Raw genomic sequence first — 16,558 nt, 5'->3', positions numbered from 1 at the left:
CCGGCCCTCCCCGCCCTCCTGGGTCTACCCTGCGGTGCAGCCCACGCCCCGACGCCCCGGCGGCGTGCGGGACCCCCACGAGGAGGATCACCAGGTGCCGGAGAAGTTGGGGCGGGACCTCGACCCCGCAGCGGTCCGTGCCTGGTGCGCGCTGGCGCTGGACGCCCTCGGCCGGGAGCGCGAGGAGATCGACGCGATCAACGTCTACCCGGTCGCGGACGGGGACACCGGCACCAACCTGTACCTGACCGTGGAAGCCGCCCGCCAGGCCGTGGAGGCGGTCTTCGCGGCGCACGAAGCGGACGGCACCGCTCCCGCGCCCGCCGACACCGTACGGGCCCTCGCGCACGGCGCCCTGATCGGCGCCCGCGGCAACTCCGGCACCATCCTGGCGCAGCTCCTGCGCGGCATGGCCGAGGTGCTGGCCCGCGGCGGTGACGGACCCCACCTGGCGGAGGCCCTGCGCACCGCCTCCGCCTCCGCCCGGCAGGCCGTCGCCCACCCCGTCGAGGGCACCATCCTCAGCGTCGCCGCCGCCGCGGCGCGGGCCGCCTCCGGGGCCGGCTCCGCCCTCCCCGCGGTGGCCAGGGCCGCGTACGACGGCGCCCTCGCCGCGCTGGAGGACACCCCCGGGCAGCTGGACGTCCTGGCCAGGGCGGGCGTCGTCGACGCGGGCGGACGCGGCCTCGTCACCGTGCTCGGCGCGCTCGTCGAGGCCCTGTCGGGCGAGGCGCCGGCGAAGGGGCCCCGCGCCCGGCGGGCCGCGCCCCTCCCGCACACCGCCGCGGCCCCGCAGGAGCCCTGCGCGGCGAGCGGACCCGCGTACGAGGTGATCTACCTGCTGGAGGCCGACGACGACGCCGTCGCCCGGCTGCGCGCCCGCCTCGACGGGCTCGGGGACTCCCTGGTGGTCGTCGGCGGCGACGGCCTGTGGAACGTCCACGTGCACGTCGACGACGCGGGCGCGGCCGTGGAGGCCGGTGTCGAGGCGGGCCGCCCGTACCGGATCCGCGTCACCCACTTCGCCGCCGACGCGGCGAAGAGCGCGGCCGGGCCCGCCGAACCGACCCAGCGCGCGGTCGTCGCCGTCGTACCGGGCGAGGGGTTGGCCGCGCTGTGCGCCGAGGCGGGCGCCACGGCCGTCCTGGCACTGCCCGGCCGCCCGCCCGCCAGCGGCGAGCTGCTCGACGCGATCCGCCGCGCCCACGCGCGCGAAGTGGTCCTCCTGCCCAACTCCGCCGAGCTGCGCCACCCCGCCGCTGCCGCCGCCGAACAGGCCCGCGCCGAAGGCGTCCGCGTCGCCCTCGTCCCCACCCGGGCCGCCGTCCAGGGCATCGCCGCGCTCGCCGTCCACGAACCGGGGCGCCGCTTCGACGAGGACGTGGTCGCCATGACGGCCGCCGCCGGCGCCACCCGCTACGGCGAACTGGCCGTCGCGGAGCACCAGTCGTTCACGTCGGCCGGCGTCTGCCAGGCCGGCGACGTCCTGGGCCTCATCGACGGCGACGTCGCCGTGATCGGCCACGACCTCGCCGAGACGGCCCGGACCGTCCTCGACCGGATGCTGTCGGGCGGCGGCGAGCTGGTCACCCTGGTCCTCGCCGCCGACGCCCCGCCGGCCCTCGCCGACCGCCTGGAGCGCCACGTACGCGACCGGTACCTCGCCGTCGACACCTGCGTCTACCACGGCGGTCGCCAGCAGGCCCCCCTCCTGATCGGCGTCGAGTGACCCGGGCCCCGGCGCCGCCGGGGCCCGGGTCGCCGCCCGTTGTCAGCGGCGTGGTGTGAAATGGACCTCCGACCAGGACGGGGTACGGAGGAGGAGGCCGCGGTGCTGAGCGAACCCCTGAAGAAGGTCCTCGGACCGGCCACCGCCAAGGTGATGGCCGAGGCCCTCGACCTGCACACCGTCGGCGACCTCCTGCACCACTACCCGCGCCGGTACGCCGAGCGGGGCGAGCTGACCGCGCTGGCCGACCTGCCGCTGGACGAGCACGTCACGGTCGTCGCGCAGGTCGCGGACGCGCGCCTGCACACGTACGGCGGCCCCCAGGGCCGCGGCCAGCGGCTGGAGGTGACCATCACCGACGGCAGCGGCCGGCTGCGCCTGGTCTTCTTCGGCAAGGGCGTCCACAAGCCCCACAAGGAACTCCTGCCGGGCACGCGCGCGATGTTCGCCGGCAAGGTGTCCCTCTTCAACCGGCGGCTCCAGCTCGCCCACCCCGCCTACGAACCGCTGCGCGGCGACAGCGACGAGGCGGTGGACACCTGGGCCGGCGCCCTCATCCCGATCTACCCGGCCACCACCAAACTGGAGTCCTGGAAGATCGCCAAGGCCGTCGACGCGGTCCTGCCGCGCGTCCACGACGCCGTCGACCCGCTGCCCCCCGCCCTGCGGGAGGGCCGCGGCCTCACCGACCTGCCCGACGCCCTCCGCAAGATCCACCGCCCGCGCACCAAGGCGGACGTCGCCGACGCCCGCGAACGGCTCAAGTGGGACGAGGCGTTCGTCCTCCAGGTCGCGCTCGCCCGCCGCCGGTACGCCGACACGCAGTTGCCCGCCGTCCCCCGCGAGCCCGTCCCCGACGGCATCCTCGACGCCTTCGACGCCCGCCTGCCGTTCACCCTCACCGACGGCCAGCGCGCGGTCTCCAAGGAGATCTTCGACGACCTCGCCACCGACCACCCCATGCACCGCCTCCTCCAGGGCGAGGTCGGCAGCGGGAAGACGATGGTGGCCCTGCGCGCCATGCTCGCCGTGGTCGACGCCGGAGGGCAGGCCGCCCTGCTCGCCCCGACCGAGGTGCTCGCCCAGCAGCACCACCGGTCCATCACCGAGATGATGGGCGACCTGGCCCAGGGGGGGATGCTCGGTGGCGCCGAACACGCCACCAAGGTCGTCCTGCTCACCGGCTCCATGGGCGCCGCCGCCCGCCGCCGGGCGCTCCTCGACCTGGCCACGGGCGAGGCCGGCATCGTCGTCGGCACGCACGCCCTGATCGAGGACAAGGTCAGGTTCCACGACCTCGGCCTCGTCGTCGTCGACGAGCAGCACCGCTTCGGCGTCGAACAGCGCGACGCCCTGCGCGGCAAGGGCAAGCAGCCGCCCCACCTGCTGGTCATGACCGCCACGCCCATCCCGCGCACGGTCGCGATGACCGTCTTCGGCGACCTGGAGACCTCCGTCCTCGACCAGCTCCCGGCCGGCCGCTCACCGATCGCCACCCACGTCGTGCCCGCCCAGGACAAGCCGCACTTCCTCGCCCGCGCCTGGGAGCGCGTCCGCGAGGAGGTCGAGGGCGGCCACCAGGCGTACGTCGTGTGCCCCCGCATCGGCGACGACGAGGACGAGCCGGGGGGCGGCGGCAAGGCCGCCGCGAAGAAGGCGCAGAGCGACGAGGAGGCCGCCGGGAAGCGGCCGCCCCTCGCCGTCACCGACGTGGCCGCACAGCTCGCCCGGGGGCCCCTCGCGGGCCTGCGCGTGGAGGTCCTGCACGGCAGGATGCACCCCGACGACAAGGACGCCGTCATGCGCCGCTTCGCCGCCGGCGAGGTCGACGTGCTCGTCGCGACCACCGTCATCGAGGTCGGTGTCAACGTCCCCAACGCCACCGCCATGGTCATCATGGACGCGGACCGGTTCGGCGTGTCCCAGTTGCACCAGCTGCGAGGGCGCGTCGGCCGCGGCTCCGCGCCCGGACTGTGCCTCCTCGTCACCGACATGCCCGAGGCCGCCCCCGCCCGGCAGCGGCTGGCCGCCGTCGCCGCCACCCTGGACGGCTTCGAGCTCTCCCGCATCGACCTCGAACAGCGCCGCGAGGGCGACGTCCTCGGCCAGGCCCAGTCCGGCGCCCGCTCCTCCCTGCGCGTGCTCACCGTCATCGAGGACGAGGAGGTCATCGCCGCCGCCCGCGCCGAGGCCACCGCGGTGGTCGCCGCCGACCCCGACCTGGAGCACCTGCCGGAGCTGCGCACGGCGCTCGACGCGCTGCTCGACGCGGAGCGCGAGCAGTACCTGGAGAAGGGGTGACACGCCCCCGGTCCCGCCGACCCATATCGTGGAGTCGACGCACGCCCGCGAACGACCGACAAGGACTGACATGACCCGCGTGATCGCCGGAGCGGCCGGCGGACGCCGCTTGGCCGTGCCGCCGGGCAACGGCACCCGCCCCACCTCGGACCGGGCGCGCGAGGGCCTGTTCTCCACCTGGCGGTCGCTCCTGGGGACGCTCGACGGCATCCGCGTCGCCGACCTGTACGCCGGGTCCGGCGCGGTCGGCCTGGAGGCCCTGTCGCGGGGCGCCGCGCACGCCCTGCTCGTCGAGGCCGACGCCCGCGCCGCCCGCACGGTCCGGGAGAACGTCCGCGCGCTCGGACTGCCCGGCGCCGAGGTCCGCGGCGGCAGGGCCGAGCAGGTCGTCGCGGGGCCCGCGCCCGCCGAGCCGTACGACGCGGTCTTCCTCGACCCGCCGTACGCCGTCTCCGACGACGATCTTCGCGAGATACTCCTCACACTCCGCGCTCGGGGCTGGCTCGCGACGGACGCCCTCGTCACCGTGGAGCGCAGCACCAGAGGCGGGGAATTCGGCTGGCCGGAGGGGTTCGAGCCGCTGCGGGCCCGTCGCTACGGCGAGGGAACGTTTTGGTACGGTCGCGCCGCCTCTACGTGCGAAGACGCACCATGACCGGACCGGAGAGCGAGGGACTTCAGTTGCGCCGAGCAGTCTGTCCGGGGTCATTCGACCCCATCACCAACGGACACCTCGACATCATCGCCCGAGCCTCCAAGCTGTACGACGTCGTGCACGTGGCCGTGATGATCAACAAGTCCAAGCAGGGCCTGTTCACCGTCGAGGAGCGGATGGACCTCATCCGCCGGGTCACCGCCGAGTACGACAACGTGGTGGTCGAGTCGCACCACGGCCTCCTCGTCGACTTCTGCAAGGAGCGCGACATCCCGGCCATCGTGAAGGGCCTGCGCGCGGTCAGCGACTTCGACTACGAGCTCCAGATGGCCCAGATGAACAACGGCCTCACGGGCGTCGAGACGCTGTTCGTACCGACCAATCCCACGTACAGCTTCCTCTCCTCCTCGCTGGTCAAGGAGGTCGCGGCGTGGGGCGGCGACGTCTCGCACCTGCTGCCGCCGACCGTGCACGAGGCGCTGGTCGCGCGGCTCCGCGAGAAGTGATCCCCTGACGGCCCGGCGGGAGCGCCCCGGGCGGGCGGGACCGGGCCCGGGGGATCGGTGTCGAAGGGGGCCCGACTGGCCGTACAGTCGTCCCGTCCGTCTTCCCATCCGGCTGTAGAGAGTGGCGAGCACACGGTGGACGTGCAGAAGAAGCTCGACGACATCGTCGAGACGGTCGGGAACGCCCGTTCCATGCCCATGTCGGCCTCCTGCGTGGTGAACCGCGCCGAACTGCTCGCGATGCTGGAAGAGGTCCGCCAGGCCCTCCCGGGCTCCCTCGCCCGGGCGCAGGAGCTGATCGGCGGCCGCGAGCAGTTGGTCGAGGAGGCCCGCCGGGAGGCCGAGCGGATCATCGCGGCCGCCCACGCCGAGCGCGGCTCCCTGATCTCCGACAGCCAGGTCGCCCGCCAGTCCCAGGAGGAGGCCGACCGCATCCTCGCGGAGGCCCGCCGGGAGGCCGAGGAGATCCGCGCCGAGGCCGACGACTACGTCGACTCCAAGCTCGCCAACTTCGAGGTCGTCCTCACCAAGACCATCGGCTCCGTCGACCGGGGCCGCGAGAAGCTCCTCGGCCGCGGCCCGGGCCTCGACGAGCGGGGGTACGCCGACGAGGACGCCCCCGAGTACAGCTCCGACCCGCGGACCCTCGTCCAGCGCGCCGACGCGTACGTGGACGCCAAGCTGAGCGCCTTCGAGGCGGTCCTCAGCAAGACCCTGGAGGCCGTCGGCCGCGGCCGGCAGAAGCTCCACGGGCGGACCGCCACGGACGCCCTCGGCGAGCACATGGCGGCGCAGGACGCCGCGGGCCCGCAGCAGCCGCACACCAGCGACGCCGACTACCTGGCGGGCCTCGCCGAGCTCGCCGACCCCCAGCCGGCCGCCGCGGCCGTCCCGCCGCAGGCGCCCCCGCAGGCCCCGCCGCCGCCCGTGCACCAGCCGGACCCGTACGGCTACCCGGCGCAGCAGCCGCAGGACGCCTACGCCTACCAGCAGGACCCCTACGCGTACCACCAGCAGGGGTACGACCAGGGCGGCTACGCTCACGGCTACGGCGCCGAGCCCGACCCGTACGCCTACCAGCAGCCCCAGGCCGTACCCGCCCCGCAGGTGCCGCACCAGCAGGCGGCGGCGCTCGACGAGACCAGCTTCTTCGACACGAGCATGATCGACCTGGAGCAGTTGCGCCGCTACGAGCAGGGCCACTGACCCTTCCCCGGCGGCCGTCGCCGGGGGCCGAGACCGGCCGATTGGGTCCTGGGCGAAGCGTCCAGTATCCTGGCTGTTCGGTCGCGAGTACGTCCGCGATCCTGGCTGCCCGCTTCGCCGTACGGCACGGACGGTGCGGCCCCCTCCCGATCCCGAAAGCAGGAAGAGCCCTGAGTACGCGCCTCGACCACCGCAACCCCCTCGTGTTCGACACGCACGAGCTGGGGCGGCGTCCCGGTGCCCTCCAGCGGCTCACCCGCGAGGTGGCGGCCCCCGTCGACCTCGGTATCGACGGAGTCATCGGCGTACCGGAGGGCTCGCCCGTCGAGCTCGAACTCCGCCTCGAGTCGGTCATGGAAGGGGTGCTCGTCACGGGCACCGCCCGTGCGTCGGCCGAGGGGGAGTGCGTAAGGTGTCTGGAGCCGCTGCGCCGAGAGGTCGTGGCGGACTTCCAGGAGATGTTCTCGTACCCCGACACCGACGACCGGGGCCGCCGTGCGGCATCGGGCGACGATGCCGAGGACGACGAGGACGTCACCCCCCTCGAGGACGGCATGTTCGACCTCGAACCCGTGCTGCGTGACGCGGTGGTGCTCGCACTGCCGATGCAGCCGGTGTGCCGGGAGGACTGTGCGGGACTGTGCCCCGAGTGCGGGGTCAACCTGAACGACGACCCGGACCACCACCACGACGCCGTCGACATTCGTTGGGCGGCACTGCAGGGACTCGCCGGTTCACTCGGGACCGACGAGAAGGACGACATGAGCGGCGCCGAACCGGGCGTCGACGAGAAGCAGGAGAAGTAGCCGTGGCTGTTCCGAAGCGGAAGATGTCGCGCAGCAACACGCGCCACCGCCGGTCGCAGTGGAAGGCTGCGGTCCCCACCCTGGTTTCGTGCGAGCGTTGCCAGGAGCCGAAGCAGCAGCACATCGCGTGCCCCAGCTGCGGCACGTACAACAAGCGCCAGGTCCTCGCGGTCTGAGCGGCTGGTGAGAGGCACCGTGTCTAGCCACAAAACGGCGGATGACGCCAGGAAGCAGGCGGAGAACACGGCCTCGTCCCACACGCTTCTGGAAGGGCGGCTCGGCTACCAGGTCGAGTCCGCCCTTCTGGTGCGTGCGCTGACCCACCGTTCGTACGCGTACGAGAACGGCGGCCTGCCCACCAACGAGCGGCTGGAGTTCCTCGGGGACTCCGTGCTCGGCCTGGTGGTCACGGACACGCTGTACCGCACCCACCCGGACCTGCCCGAAGGCCAGTTGGCCAAGTTGCGGGCCGCGGTGGTCAACTCGCGTGCGCTGGCGGAGGTGGGCCGCGGGCTCGACCTGGGCTCCTTCATCCGGCTCGGCCGCGGTGAAGAGGGCACGGGCGGCCGGGACAAGGCGTCCATCCTCGCCGACACCCTCGAAGCGGTGATCGGCGCCGTCTATCTCGACCAGGGCCTCGAAGCGGCGTCCGAGCTGGTCCACCGGCTCTTCGACCCGCTGATCGAGAAGTCCTCGAACCTCGGTGCGGGCCTGGACTGGAAGACCAGTCTCCAGGAGCTGACCGCGTCCGAAGGCCTCGGAGTGCCGGAGTACCTCGTCACCGAGACGGGCCCGGACCACGAGAAGACCTTCACTGCTGCTGCCCGCGTCGGTGGTGTCTCGTACGGCACCGGCACCGGCCGCAGCAAGAAGGAAGCGGAGCAGCAGGCGGCGGAGTCCGCGTGGCGCGCCATCCGCGCGGCCGCCGACGAACGCGAGGCGGCGGCGAAGGAGGCCGCGTCCACCGCGGCCGCGGCCACCGCGACCGTCACGTCCGCGACCACCACGGCCGCGCAGGCCCCGGCCGATGCGGCCCCCGCCGATCCGGCGACGGCCGACCCGGCCACGGCCGACTCGGCCACGGCCTGACACTCCGGCCCGGGCGGGACGGGCGGGACCGCCGCGGTCCCGCCCGCCGCCCGGACCCGTGACCTGTCGTGCCTCCGGTGGCCGCCCCGCTCGGGCCGGCCGCCGGAGCCGCGTCGGCGCTCCCGCGCTTCCGCCCCGCCGCCCCACCGTTCTCCGACAGGAGGAGTGCCGTGCCCGAGTTGCCCGAGGTCGAAGTCGTTAGGCGGGGCCTCGAACGCTGGGTGAGCGGGCGTACCGTCGCCGCCGTCGAGGTGCTGCACCCGCGTGCCGTGCGGCGGCACCTCGGGGGCGGACCCGACTTCGCGGCGCGCCTCACCGGCCACCGCGTCGGCGTCGCGCGGCGGCGCGGCAAGTACCTGTGGCTGCCGCTCGACGACACCGACGCCTCCGTCCTCGGCCACCTCGGCATGAGCGGCCAGCTCCTCGTCCAGCCCGAAGGCGCCCCCGACGAGAAGCACCTGCGCGTCCGCATACGCTTCGACGACGCTCTCGGCACCGAGCTGCGCTTCGTCGACCAGCGGACCTTCGGCGGGCTGTCCCTCCACGACAACGCCCCCGACGGCCTGCCCGACGTCATCGCGCACATCGCCCGCGACCCGCTGGACCCGGCGTTCGACGACGCCGCCTTCCACGCGGCACTGCGACTGCGCCGCACCACCGTCAAACGCGCCCTGCTCGACCAGAGCCTGATCAGCGGCGTCGGCAACATCTACGCGGACGAGGCGCTGTGGCGCTCCCGCCTCCACTACGACCGCCCGACCGCCCTGCTCACCCGCCCCCGCGCGTACGAACTGCTCGGCCACGTCCGGGACGTGATGAACGCGGCGCTCGCGGCCGGCGGGACCAGCTTCGACAGCCTGTACGTCAACGTGAACGGCGAATCCGGCTACTTCGACCGGTCGCTCGACGCGTACGGGCGCGAGGGCGAGCCCTGCCGGCGCTGCGGCACCCCGATGCGCCGCCGCCCGTGGATGAACCGGTCCAGCTACTTCTGCCCGCGCTGCCAGCGCCCGCCCCGCCCGACGGCGCCCCGCCTCTGAACGCCCGCCCGGTGGCTCCCGTGTGTGAGCGTCCGCCTGGTGGCGCCCGGCGCTGAGCGCCCGTCTGGCTCGGGGCTCCCGTGTCCGAGCGCCTGCCCCCGCCCGGCGGCTCCCGTGTCCGAGCGCCTGCCCCGCCCGGCGGTCCGGGCGGACGCCGTCACGCGGACGCGTCGCCCCGCGCGGAGTCGTACCGCTCGCGCGCCGCGAGGATCCGCGGCATCCGGTCCTCCAGCAGGCGGATGAGGCACAGCAGCCGCTCCGCGACCTCCCGGCCGAGCGGCGTCAGCTCGTAGTCGACGCGCGGCGGGTTCGTCGGCTGCGCCTCCCGGTGGACCAGCCCGTCCCGCTCCAGCGCGTGCAGCGTCTGCGAGAGCATCTTCTCGCTGACGCCGTCCACCCGCCTGCGCAACTCGTTGAAGCGGAGGCTGCCCTCGTACAGCGCCCCCAGGGTGAGGCCGCCCCAACGGCCGGTGACGTGCTCCAGCGTGCCCCGGGACGGGCAGTACCTGGCGAACACGTCGAAGGCGAGGTCCTCGTCACGCGCCACGTTGTCCGATGCTGCTGTTTCTGCCATGAAACCACCATACTCGGCCACAGCGCTTACTATTTGCTTGCGATTTCTAAAAGTTAGCGCATAGCCTCAGGGGTGCGTCGCCCCCGGGCCCCGGGGGAGCCGGTACGCGGCGGAGCACGACCCCGAGCCAGGAGAGCGCGCATGACCATCCCCCTCATCTCGATCGCCTACCACTCCGGTTACGGCCACACCGCCGTCCTCGCCGAAGCCGTCCGGGACGGTGCTGCGGGCGCCGGCGCCGTCGTCCACCTGCTCAAGGTCGACGCCCTGACGGAGGCGGAGTGGGAACTGCTCGACGCCTCCGACGCCCTCGTCTTCGGCTCGCCCACGTACATGGGCACGGCCTCCGGCGCCTTCCACGCCTTCGCCGAGTCCACCTCCGGCCGCTGGGCCACCGGCGCCTGGCGGGACAAGCTGGCGGCCGGCTTCACCAACTCCGCCTCCAAGAGCGGCGACAAGTTCCACACCCTGCAGTACTTCCAGGTACTGGCCGCCCAGCACGGCATGCACTGGATCAACCTCGGGCTCGGGCCCGGCTGGAACTCCAGCACCGGCTCGGAGAACGACCTCAACCGCCTCGGCTTCTTCACCGGTGCGAGCGCCCAGTCCAACAGCGACGAAGGGCCGGAGGCAGTGCACAAGGCGGACATCGCGACGGCCGAGCACCTGGGCCGCCGCGTCGCGGAGACCGCCCGCGTCTTCACGACGGGCCGAGCGGCCGTGAACGCCACCCCCGAAGCCTGATCTCCGCCCGCTTCCACCACGGCAGAGGCCCCGCGCGCCCCCGGCGCCCAGGACGCCCCGACCGAACCGCGCCCGCCCACCAAACGGCACGGAACCGGCCGTACCTCCGCCCACCCGCGGACTTCTTCAGAAGCCGAAGTTCTGGGTCCACCACGGGCCGCCGCCGGCGATGTGGACGCCGACGCCCAGGCGGGTGAAGTCGCAGTTCAGGATGTTCGCGCGGTGGCCGTCGCTGTTCATCCACGCCTCCATCACGGCCGCCGCGTCGGCCTGGCCGCGGGCGATGTTCTCGCCGCCCAGGCCCTCGACACCCGCCTGCGCGGCCCGCTCCCAGGGGCCGTCGCCGTCCGGGTCCGTGTGGGAGAAGAAGTCCCGCGCCGCCATGTCCTGGCTGAACGCACGCGCCAGGTCGCCCAGCTCCGTCGACGCGCGGACCGGGCTGCAGCCCACCTTGGCGCGCTCCTGGTTGACCAGTGCGAGCACCGCGGCCTCCGCCGCGACGGCCCGGCTCGTCACCGACGTACCCGAGGGGGTCGACGCCCGCGAGGGGACCGGCGCGGTGGTCCTCTCCGGCGCGGGCGCCTTCGCACGGGGCGGGGCCGGGGGCGTCTTCGTCCACACCGGCGCCGGGGATGCCGTCTTCGTCCGCGCGGGCGAGGACGAAGGGGCGGACGGACTGGGGGAGGGGGCCTTCGAGGGGGTTTTGGAAGGGGCCTTCGAGGAAGGCGGTGTGTTCGGTGCGGCCGGTGTGCCGGGCGTGGCCGACGCGGCCGGCGTCCCGGTGCTGGGTACGGCGTCGGCGCGGCCCTGCGCGTCCAGCTCCGGTGCGTTGGAGGAACGTATCTGCTCCTGCGGCGCACCGCTGCCGACCGTGAACGTCCCGCCGCCGGGCAGGACCCCCGACGTCACCGCGACGGCGCCCACCGCCATGGCGGCCGAAGCGCCGAGCAGCCCTCCGCGGAGGGGCAGCGCCCGCTTCTTCCGCCGCGCCGCCCGGTGCCCGCGGGGCGCGCCGGCGGCACCGGCCGCGTGCTCGTCGGCGGCGGGTGCGGCGCCCGAGCGTCGATGGCGTCCCATCTGCTCTGCCTCCTGCTGCTGCGTCCTGCGCTGCTGTCTTCGGTCCTGAGCCCCGGGGCCGCCGGGATGCACCCGAATGGGTGAAGCTCATTGGGTGGGGACTGTACGCCATGACACGCGGGGGCGAAGTGCCGCCGGAATGATCGGCCGGTTAGCGTGCAGCCATGAACGACGAGGCACGGCTCACGGCATGGGTACGCGGACGGGTACAGGGAGTGGGCTTCCGCTGGTTCACCAGGGCGAACGCCCTGGAGATCGGCGGCCTCACCGGATTCGTCCTGAACCTCGACGACGGCCGCGTCCAGGTCGTCGCCGAAGGCCCGCGTGAGAATTGCCACCGTCTTCTGGACTGGCTGCGCTCGGGCGACACACCCGGACGCGTCGACGGGGTCACTGAGATCTGGGACACGCCGCGCGGCGGATACGAAGGCTTCGAGGTCCGCTGAAAGGGCGCCGGCGCACCCCTCATTCCGGGGGCGCACGAGGCATTCGTAAGCGCCCCCGCCGGTCGTCCGCCCTCTTGTGGGGGACAGAAATGACCAGGTGATTGCCGAGAAGGGGTTGTGGTGCCGGTTCCGGCGCGGAAGGATGATCTCTACGCCCTTCCGGGCACCGCGCGCGAGGCGCCGCCGCACGTTCAGCGGCAGCGGCGCTCCCGGTCGCCTGTTGATCCGGGGCGTGATCGTGTTGACCGTCAAACTTTTTGGTGAGACCCTGGAAGCCCCGCGCACCTTAGTTGTTCGGCGGTAGGAACCGCAGCGGCATCCCTCCCGTCGGGCACCGCGGGTGCGAATCCCTCACGACCCACACCGCTTCGGTCGGTCACTCAGTGTGGAGGACCATCCATCATGGCAAAGGCGCTTCTCGGTTATGTCGGCGGTACCGACCCGCGACTGCTCGCCGAGATGCGACGGCTTCAGCAGCGCGTCCAGGACCTGGAGTCCGAGCTGGTCCGGATCCAGTCCGAGAACGACGCGCTCGCCGCTGCCGCCGCTCATCGCGAGCCGCTGCTCGACGGCATCGACATCGACGTACCCAAGGGCGAGCCTGCGCTCACCTGACCCCCGCCGGGGAACCCCGTAGCACTTGGGCCTGCGGGACGGTGAGAAACACTCTCGCGAACAGATATGCAAGGGACGCTTCGGCGTCCCTTCTTTCTTTTCCACTCCCCTGTTCACCCGCGTGTCCCCCGTCGTACGCGGCGCGCTTACCGACTGATCTGCCCTCCTCGTTCACCGGCCAAACGAAACCCGCCCGGTAGAGTCCCGGAGCGTGCACCTCAAGGCCCTGACCCTCCGCGGTTTCAAATCGTTCGCCTCCGCCACCACCCTGCGATTCGAACCGGGCATCACCTGCGTCGTCGGCCCCAACGGCTCCGGAAAGTCCAATGTCGTCGACGCGCTCTCCTGGGTCATGGGCGAACAGGGGGCGAAATCCCTGCGCGGCGGCAAGATGGAAGACGTGATCTTCGCCGGGACGACCGGCCGACCGCCCCTCGGACGGGCCGAGGTGTCCCTCACGATCGACAACTCCGACGGCGCCCTCCCGATCGATTACGCGGAAGTCACCCTGACGCGGATCATGTTCCGCAACGGCGGCAGCGAATACCAGATCAACGGCGACACCTGCCGCCTCCTGGACTTCCAGGAACTCCTCAGCGACTCCGGAATCGGCCGCGAGATGCACGTCATCGTCGGTCAGGGCCAGCTCGACTCCGTCCTCCACGCCGACCCCATGGGCCGCCGCGCCTTCATCGAGGAGGCCGCCGGCGTCCTCAAGCACCGCAAGCGCAAGGAGAAGGCGCTGCGGAAGCTCGACGCCATGCAGGCCAACCTCGCCCGCGTCCAGGACCTCGCCGACGAACTGCGCCGCCAGCTCAAGCCCCTCGGCCGGCAGGCCGCCGTCGCCCGCCGCGCCGCCGTCATCCAGGCCGAGCTGCGCGACACGAGGCTGCGGCTCCTCGCCGACGACCTCGTACGGCTCCGCGAGGCCCTGGAGGCCGAACTCGCCGACGAGGCCGCGCTCAAGGAGCGCAAGGAACGCGCCGAGGCCGAGCTGGGGGCCGCCCTCGCCCACGAGGCCGCCCTGGAGGAGGAGGTGCGGCGCCTGGCGCCCCGCCTCCAGCGGGCCCAGCACACCTGGTACGAGCTGTCGCGGCTCGTCGAGCGGGTGCGCGGCACCGTCTCCCTGGCCGACGCCCGCGTCACGAGCGCCACCGCCCGGCCCGTCGAGGAGAGCCGCGGCCGCGACCCCGAGGACCTGGAGCGGGAGGCCGCCCGCGTACGGGAGCAGGAGGCGGAGCTGGCGGCCGCCCTGGAGGCCGCCGAACAGGCCTTGGAGGGCACCGTCGCCCACCGCGCCGAACTGGAGCGGGCCCTCGCCGCCGAGGAGCGCCGCCTCAAGGACGCCGCCCGTGCCGTCGCCGACCGCCGCGAGGGCCTCGCCCGCCTGACCGGCCAGGTGGGCGCCGCCCGCTCCCGCGCCGCCGCCGCCCAGGCCGAGATCGACCGGCTGACCGCCGCCCGCGACGAGGCGCGGGAACGCGCCGCCGCCGCCCAGGAGGAGTACGAGCGGCTCCGGGCCGAGGTCGACGGCCTCGACGCCGACGACGCCGAACGCGCCGCCGCCCACGAGACCGCCCGGCGCGAACTGGCCGACGCCGAGGCCGCGCTCGCCGCGGCCCGCGAGGCCGCCACCGACGCCGAGCGCCGCCGCGCCGCCACCCGCGCCCGGCACGACGCCCTCGCCCTCGGCCTGCGCCGCAAGGACGGCACCGGCGCCCTCCTCGACGCGGCCGGCCGGCTCACCGGGCTCCTCGGCCCCGCCGCCGAACTCCTCACCGTCACCCCGGGCCACGAGGTTCCGCTCGCCGCCGCCCTCGGCGCCGCCGCCGACGCCCTCGCCGTGAAGGGCCCCGCGGCCGCCGCCGAGGCGATCCGGCTGTTGCGCAAACAGGACGCCGGCCGCGCCGCCCTCCTCGTCGCGGGTCCGCCCGGCCCGCCCGGCGGGGAGTGCCCCGCCCTCCCGGACGGCGCCGCGTACGCCGCCGACCTGGTGCGCGGCCCCGACGACCTGATGCCCGCCGTACGGCGCCTGCTGCGGGACGTCGTGGTCGTCGCCACCCTGGAGGACGCCGAGGACCTGGTGCGCGCGCGGCCCGGGCTCACCGCCGTCACCGCCGACGGCGACCTGCTGGCGGCGCACTTCGCGCACGGCGGCTCCGCCGGGGCGCCCAGCCTCCTGGAGGTCCGGGCGTCCGTCGACGAGGCCGCCGCCGAGCTGGCCGAACTGGCCGTACGGTGCGAGGAGCTCGCCGAGCGGGAGGAGCGGGCCGCCGCGCACCGCCGGGCGTGCGCCGCCCGGGTCGAGGAGCTGGGGGAGCGGCGCCGGGCCGCCGACCGGGAGAAGTCGGCCGTCGCCCAGCGGCTCGGAGGGCTCGCCGGGCAGGCCAGGGGCGCCGCCGGAGAGGCCGAACGGGCCGCCGCCGCCGTGGCCCGTGCCCAGGAGGCCCTCGACCGGGCCGCCGAGGAGGCCGAGGAACTGGCCGAACGGCTGCGCGTCGCCGAGGAGGCCCCCGTCGAGGAGGAGCCCGACACCTCCGTACGGGACCGGCTCGCCGCCGACGGGGCCAACGCCCGCCAGACCGAGATGGAGGCCCGCCTCCAGCTCCGCACCCACGAGGAACGCGCCAAGGGCCTCGCCGGGCGGGCCGACTCCCTCGACCGCGCCGCCCGCGCCGAGCGCGAGGCCCGCGCCCGCGCCGAGCAGCGCCGCGCCCGGCTGCGCCACGAGGCGGCGGTCGCCGCGGCCGTCGCCTCCGGTGCCCGGCAGCTGCTCGCGCACATCGAGGTGTCCCTCGTCCGCGCCGAACGGGAGCGGTCCGCGGCCGAGACCGCCAGGGCCGCCCGCGAGCAGGACCTGGCCGCCGCCCGCGCGCGGGGCCGGGACCACAAGGCCGAGCTGGACAAGCTGACGGACTCGGTGCACCGAGGGGAGGTCCTCGGCGCCGAGAAGCGGCTGCGCATCGAACAGGTGGAGGGCCGCGCCCTGGAGGAGCTGGGGGTGGATCCGGCGGCGCTCGTCGCCGAGTACGGCCCCGACCAGCCCGTGCCGCCCCCGCCGCCCGCCGACGGCGAGCAGCCGGCCGAGGACCCGGACGGCGCGCCGGGCCGGCCCTTCGTCCGCGCCGAGCAGGAGAAGCGACTCAGGGCCGCCGAACGGGCGTATCAGCAGCTCGGAAAGGTGAATCCGCTCGCCCTTGAGGAGTTCGCGGCGCTGGAGGAGCGGCACAGGTTCCTCTCCGAGCAGCTGGACGACCTGAAGAAGACCCGCGCGGACCTCCTCCAGGTGGTGAAGGAGGTCGACGAGCGGGTCGAGCAGGTCTTCACCGAGGCGTTCCGGGACACGGCGCGCGAGTTCGAGGGCGTCTTCTCGCGGCTGTTCCCGGGGGGCGAGGGACGGCTCGTGCTGACCGACCCGGACGACATGCTGACCACGGGCGTGGACGTCGAGGCACGCCCGCCCGGCAAGAAGGTCAAGCGGCTGTCGCTGCTGTCCGGCGGCGAGCGGTCGCTGACGGCCGTCGCCCTGCTCGTGTCCATCTTCAAGGCGCGCCCCAGCCCCTTCTACGTGATGGACGAGGTGGAGGCCGCGCTCGACGACACCAACCTCCAGCGGCTCATCCGGATCATGCAGGAGCTCCAGGAGAGCTCGCAGCTGATCGTCATCACCCACCAGAAGCGGACGATGGAGATCGCGGACGCGCTCTACGGGGTGTCGATGCAGGGCGACGGGGTATCGAAGGTCGTGAGCCAGAGGCTCCGCTGATACA

General features: G+C 74.0%; 15 protein-coding genes. 13 read left to right on the top strand and 2 right to left on the bottom strand.

Annotated elements, in window-relative coordinates:
- The first annotated feature begins 94 nt into the window (after positions 1–94).
- From AC07D6_RS28465 to mutM, 9 genes are all read left to right on the top strand, one after another.
- Positions 95–1,729: a DAK2 domain-containing protein gene (locus AC07D6_RS28465; RefSeq protein ID WP_315878941.1), complete on the top strand. Its 1,635-nt coding sequence runs from the start codon at positions 95–97 to the stop codon at positions 1,727–1,729.
- A 60-nt stretch (positions 1,730–1,789) separates the two neighbouring features.
- Positions 1,790–4,030 carry an ATP-dependent DNA helicase RecG gene (gene recG, locus AC07D6_RS28460; RefSeq protein WP_315878940.1) on the top strand — a complete coding sequence of 747 codons (2,241 nt, stop codon included), beginning with the start codon at positions 1,790–1,792 and terminating at the stop codon, positions 4,028–4,030.
- Between the two features lie 70 nt (positions 4,031–4,100).
- Positions 4,101–4,685, top strand: a complete 585-nt coding sequence (gene rsmD, locus AC07D6_RS28455) for a 16S rRNA (guanine(966)-N(2))-methyltransferase RsmD (RefSeq protein WP_315878939.1) — start codon at positions 4,101–4,103, stop codon at positions 4,683–4,685.
- Complete coding sequence (gene coaD / locus AC07D6_RS28450) at positions 4,682–5,191, top strand: pantetheine-phosphate adenylyltransferase (protein WP_315878938.1); 510 nt, start codon at positions 4,682–4,684, stop codon at positions 5,189–5,191. The genes rsmD and coaD overlap by 4 nt, the downstream gene beginning before the upstream one ends.
- A 135-nt stretch (positions 5,192–5,326) precedes the next feature.
- Positions 5,327–6,397, top strand: a complete 1,071-nt coding sequence (locus AC07D6_RS28445) for an ATP synthase F0 subunit B (RefSeq protein ID WP_479049106.1) — start codon at positions 5,327–5,329, stop codon at positions 6,395–6,397.
- A gap of 203 nt (positions 6,398–6,600) precedes the next feature.
- Positions 6,601–7,203 carry a YceD family protein gene (locus AC07D6_RS28440; RefSeq protein WP_315878936.1) on the top strand — a complete coding sequence of 201 codons (603 nt, stop codon included), beginning with the start codon at positions 6,601–6,603 and terminating at the stop codon, positions 7,201–7,203.
- A 2-nt stretch (positions 7,204–7,205) separates the two neighbouring features.
- Positions 7,206–7,379 (top strand): 50S ribosomal protein L32, encoded by a 174-nt coding sequence (rpmF, locus tag AC07D6_RS28435; RefSeq protein WP_003957604.1) that lies wholly within the window; start codon positions 7,206–7,208, stop codon positions 7,377–7,379.
- A gap of 19 nt (positions 7,380–7,398) precedes the next feature.
- Positions 7,399–8,292, top strand: a complete 894-nt coding sequence (rnc, locus tag AC07D6_RS28430) for a ribonuclease III (RefSeq protein WP_479049104.1) — start codon at positions 7,399–7,401, stop codon at positions 8,290–8,292.
- 170 nt (positions 8,293–8,462) lie between these two features.
- Positions 8,463–9,332, top strand: a complete 870-nt coding sequence (mutM, locus tag AC07D6_RS28425) for a bifunctional DNA-formamidopyrimidine glycosylase/DNA-(apurinic or apyrimidinic site) lyase (protein ID WP_315878934.1) — start codon at positions 8,463–8,465, stop codon at positions 9,330–9,332.
- A gap of 157 nt (positions 9,333–9,489) precedes the next feature.
- Here the strand turns inward: mutM and AC07D6_RS28420 are convergent, their stop codons facing one another.
- The gene (locus AC07D6_RS28420) at positions 9,490–9,906 is read right to left on the bottom strand and encodes a winged helix-turn-helix transcriptional regulator (protein WP_315878933.1); all 417 of its coding nucleotides are present in this window, start codon (positions 9,904–9,906) and stop codon (positions 9,490–9,492) included.
- Between the two features lie 141 nt (positions 9,907–10,047).
- Here AC07D6_RS28420 and AC07D6_RS28415 point away from each other — a divergent pair, with 141 nt between their 5' ends.
- Positions 10,048–10,650, top strand: a complete 603-nt coding sequence (locus AC07D6_RS28415; RefSeq protein WP_479049101.1) for a flavodoxin family protein — start codon at positions 10,048–10,050, stop codon at positions 10,648–10,650.
- A 126-nt stretch (positions 10,651–10,776) separates the two neighbouring features.
- Here the strand turns inward: AC07D6_RS28415 and AC07D6_RS28410 are convergent, their stop codons facing one another.
- Positions 10,777–11,727, bottom strand: a complete 951-nt coding sequence (locus AC07D6_RS28410) for a CAP domain-containing protein (protein ID WP_479049099.1) — start codon at positions 11,725–11,727, stop codon at positions 10,777–10,779.
- 164 nt (positions 11,728–11,891) lie between these two features.
- On the opposite strand from AC07D6_RS28410, the gene AC07D6_RS28405 reads away from it, so the two are divergent.
- The 3 genes from AC07D6_RS28405 to smc all read left to right on the top strand — a co-directional run bounded on the left by AC07D6_RS28405 (position 11,892) and on the right by smc (position 16,554).
- Positions 11,892–12,173, top strand: coding sequence for an acylphosphatase (locus AC07D6_RS28405; protein WP_479049097.1), 282 nt, complete (start codon positions 11,892–11,894; stop codon positions 12,171–12,173).
- Between the two features lie 402 nt (positions 12,174–12,575).
- Complete coding sequence (locus AC07D6_RS28400; RefSeq protein WP_023586342.1) at positions 12,576–12,788, top strand: hypothetical protein; 213 nt, start codon at positions 12,576–12,578, stop codon at positions 12,786–12,788.
- Positions 12,789–12,999: 211 nt separating this feature from the next.
- Positions 13,000–16,554: a chromosome segregation protein SMC gene (gene smc / locus AC07D6_RS28395; RefSeq protein WP_479049095.1), complete on the top strand. Its 3,555-nt coding sequence runs from the start codon at positions 13,000–13,002 to the stop codon at positions 16,552–16,554.
- Positions 16,555–16,558 lie beyond the last annotated feature (4 nt).

The sequence above is a fragment of the Streptomyces sp. NPDC045287 genome, assembly GCF_056432325.1.
This window is presented reverse-complemented; position numbering and strand designations above follow the sequence as displayed.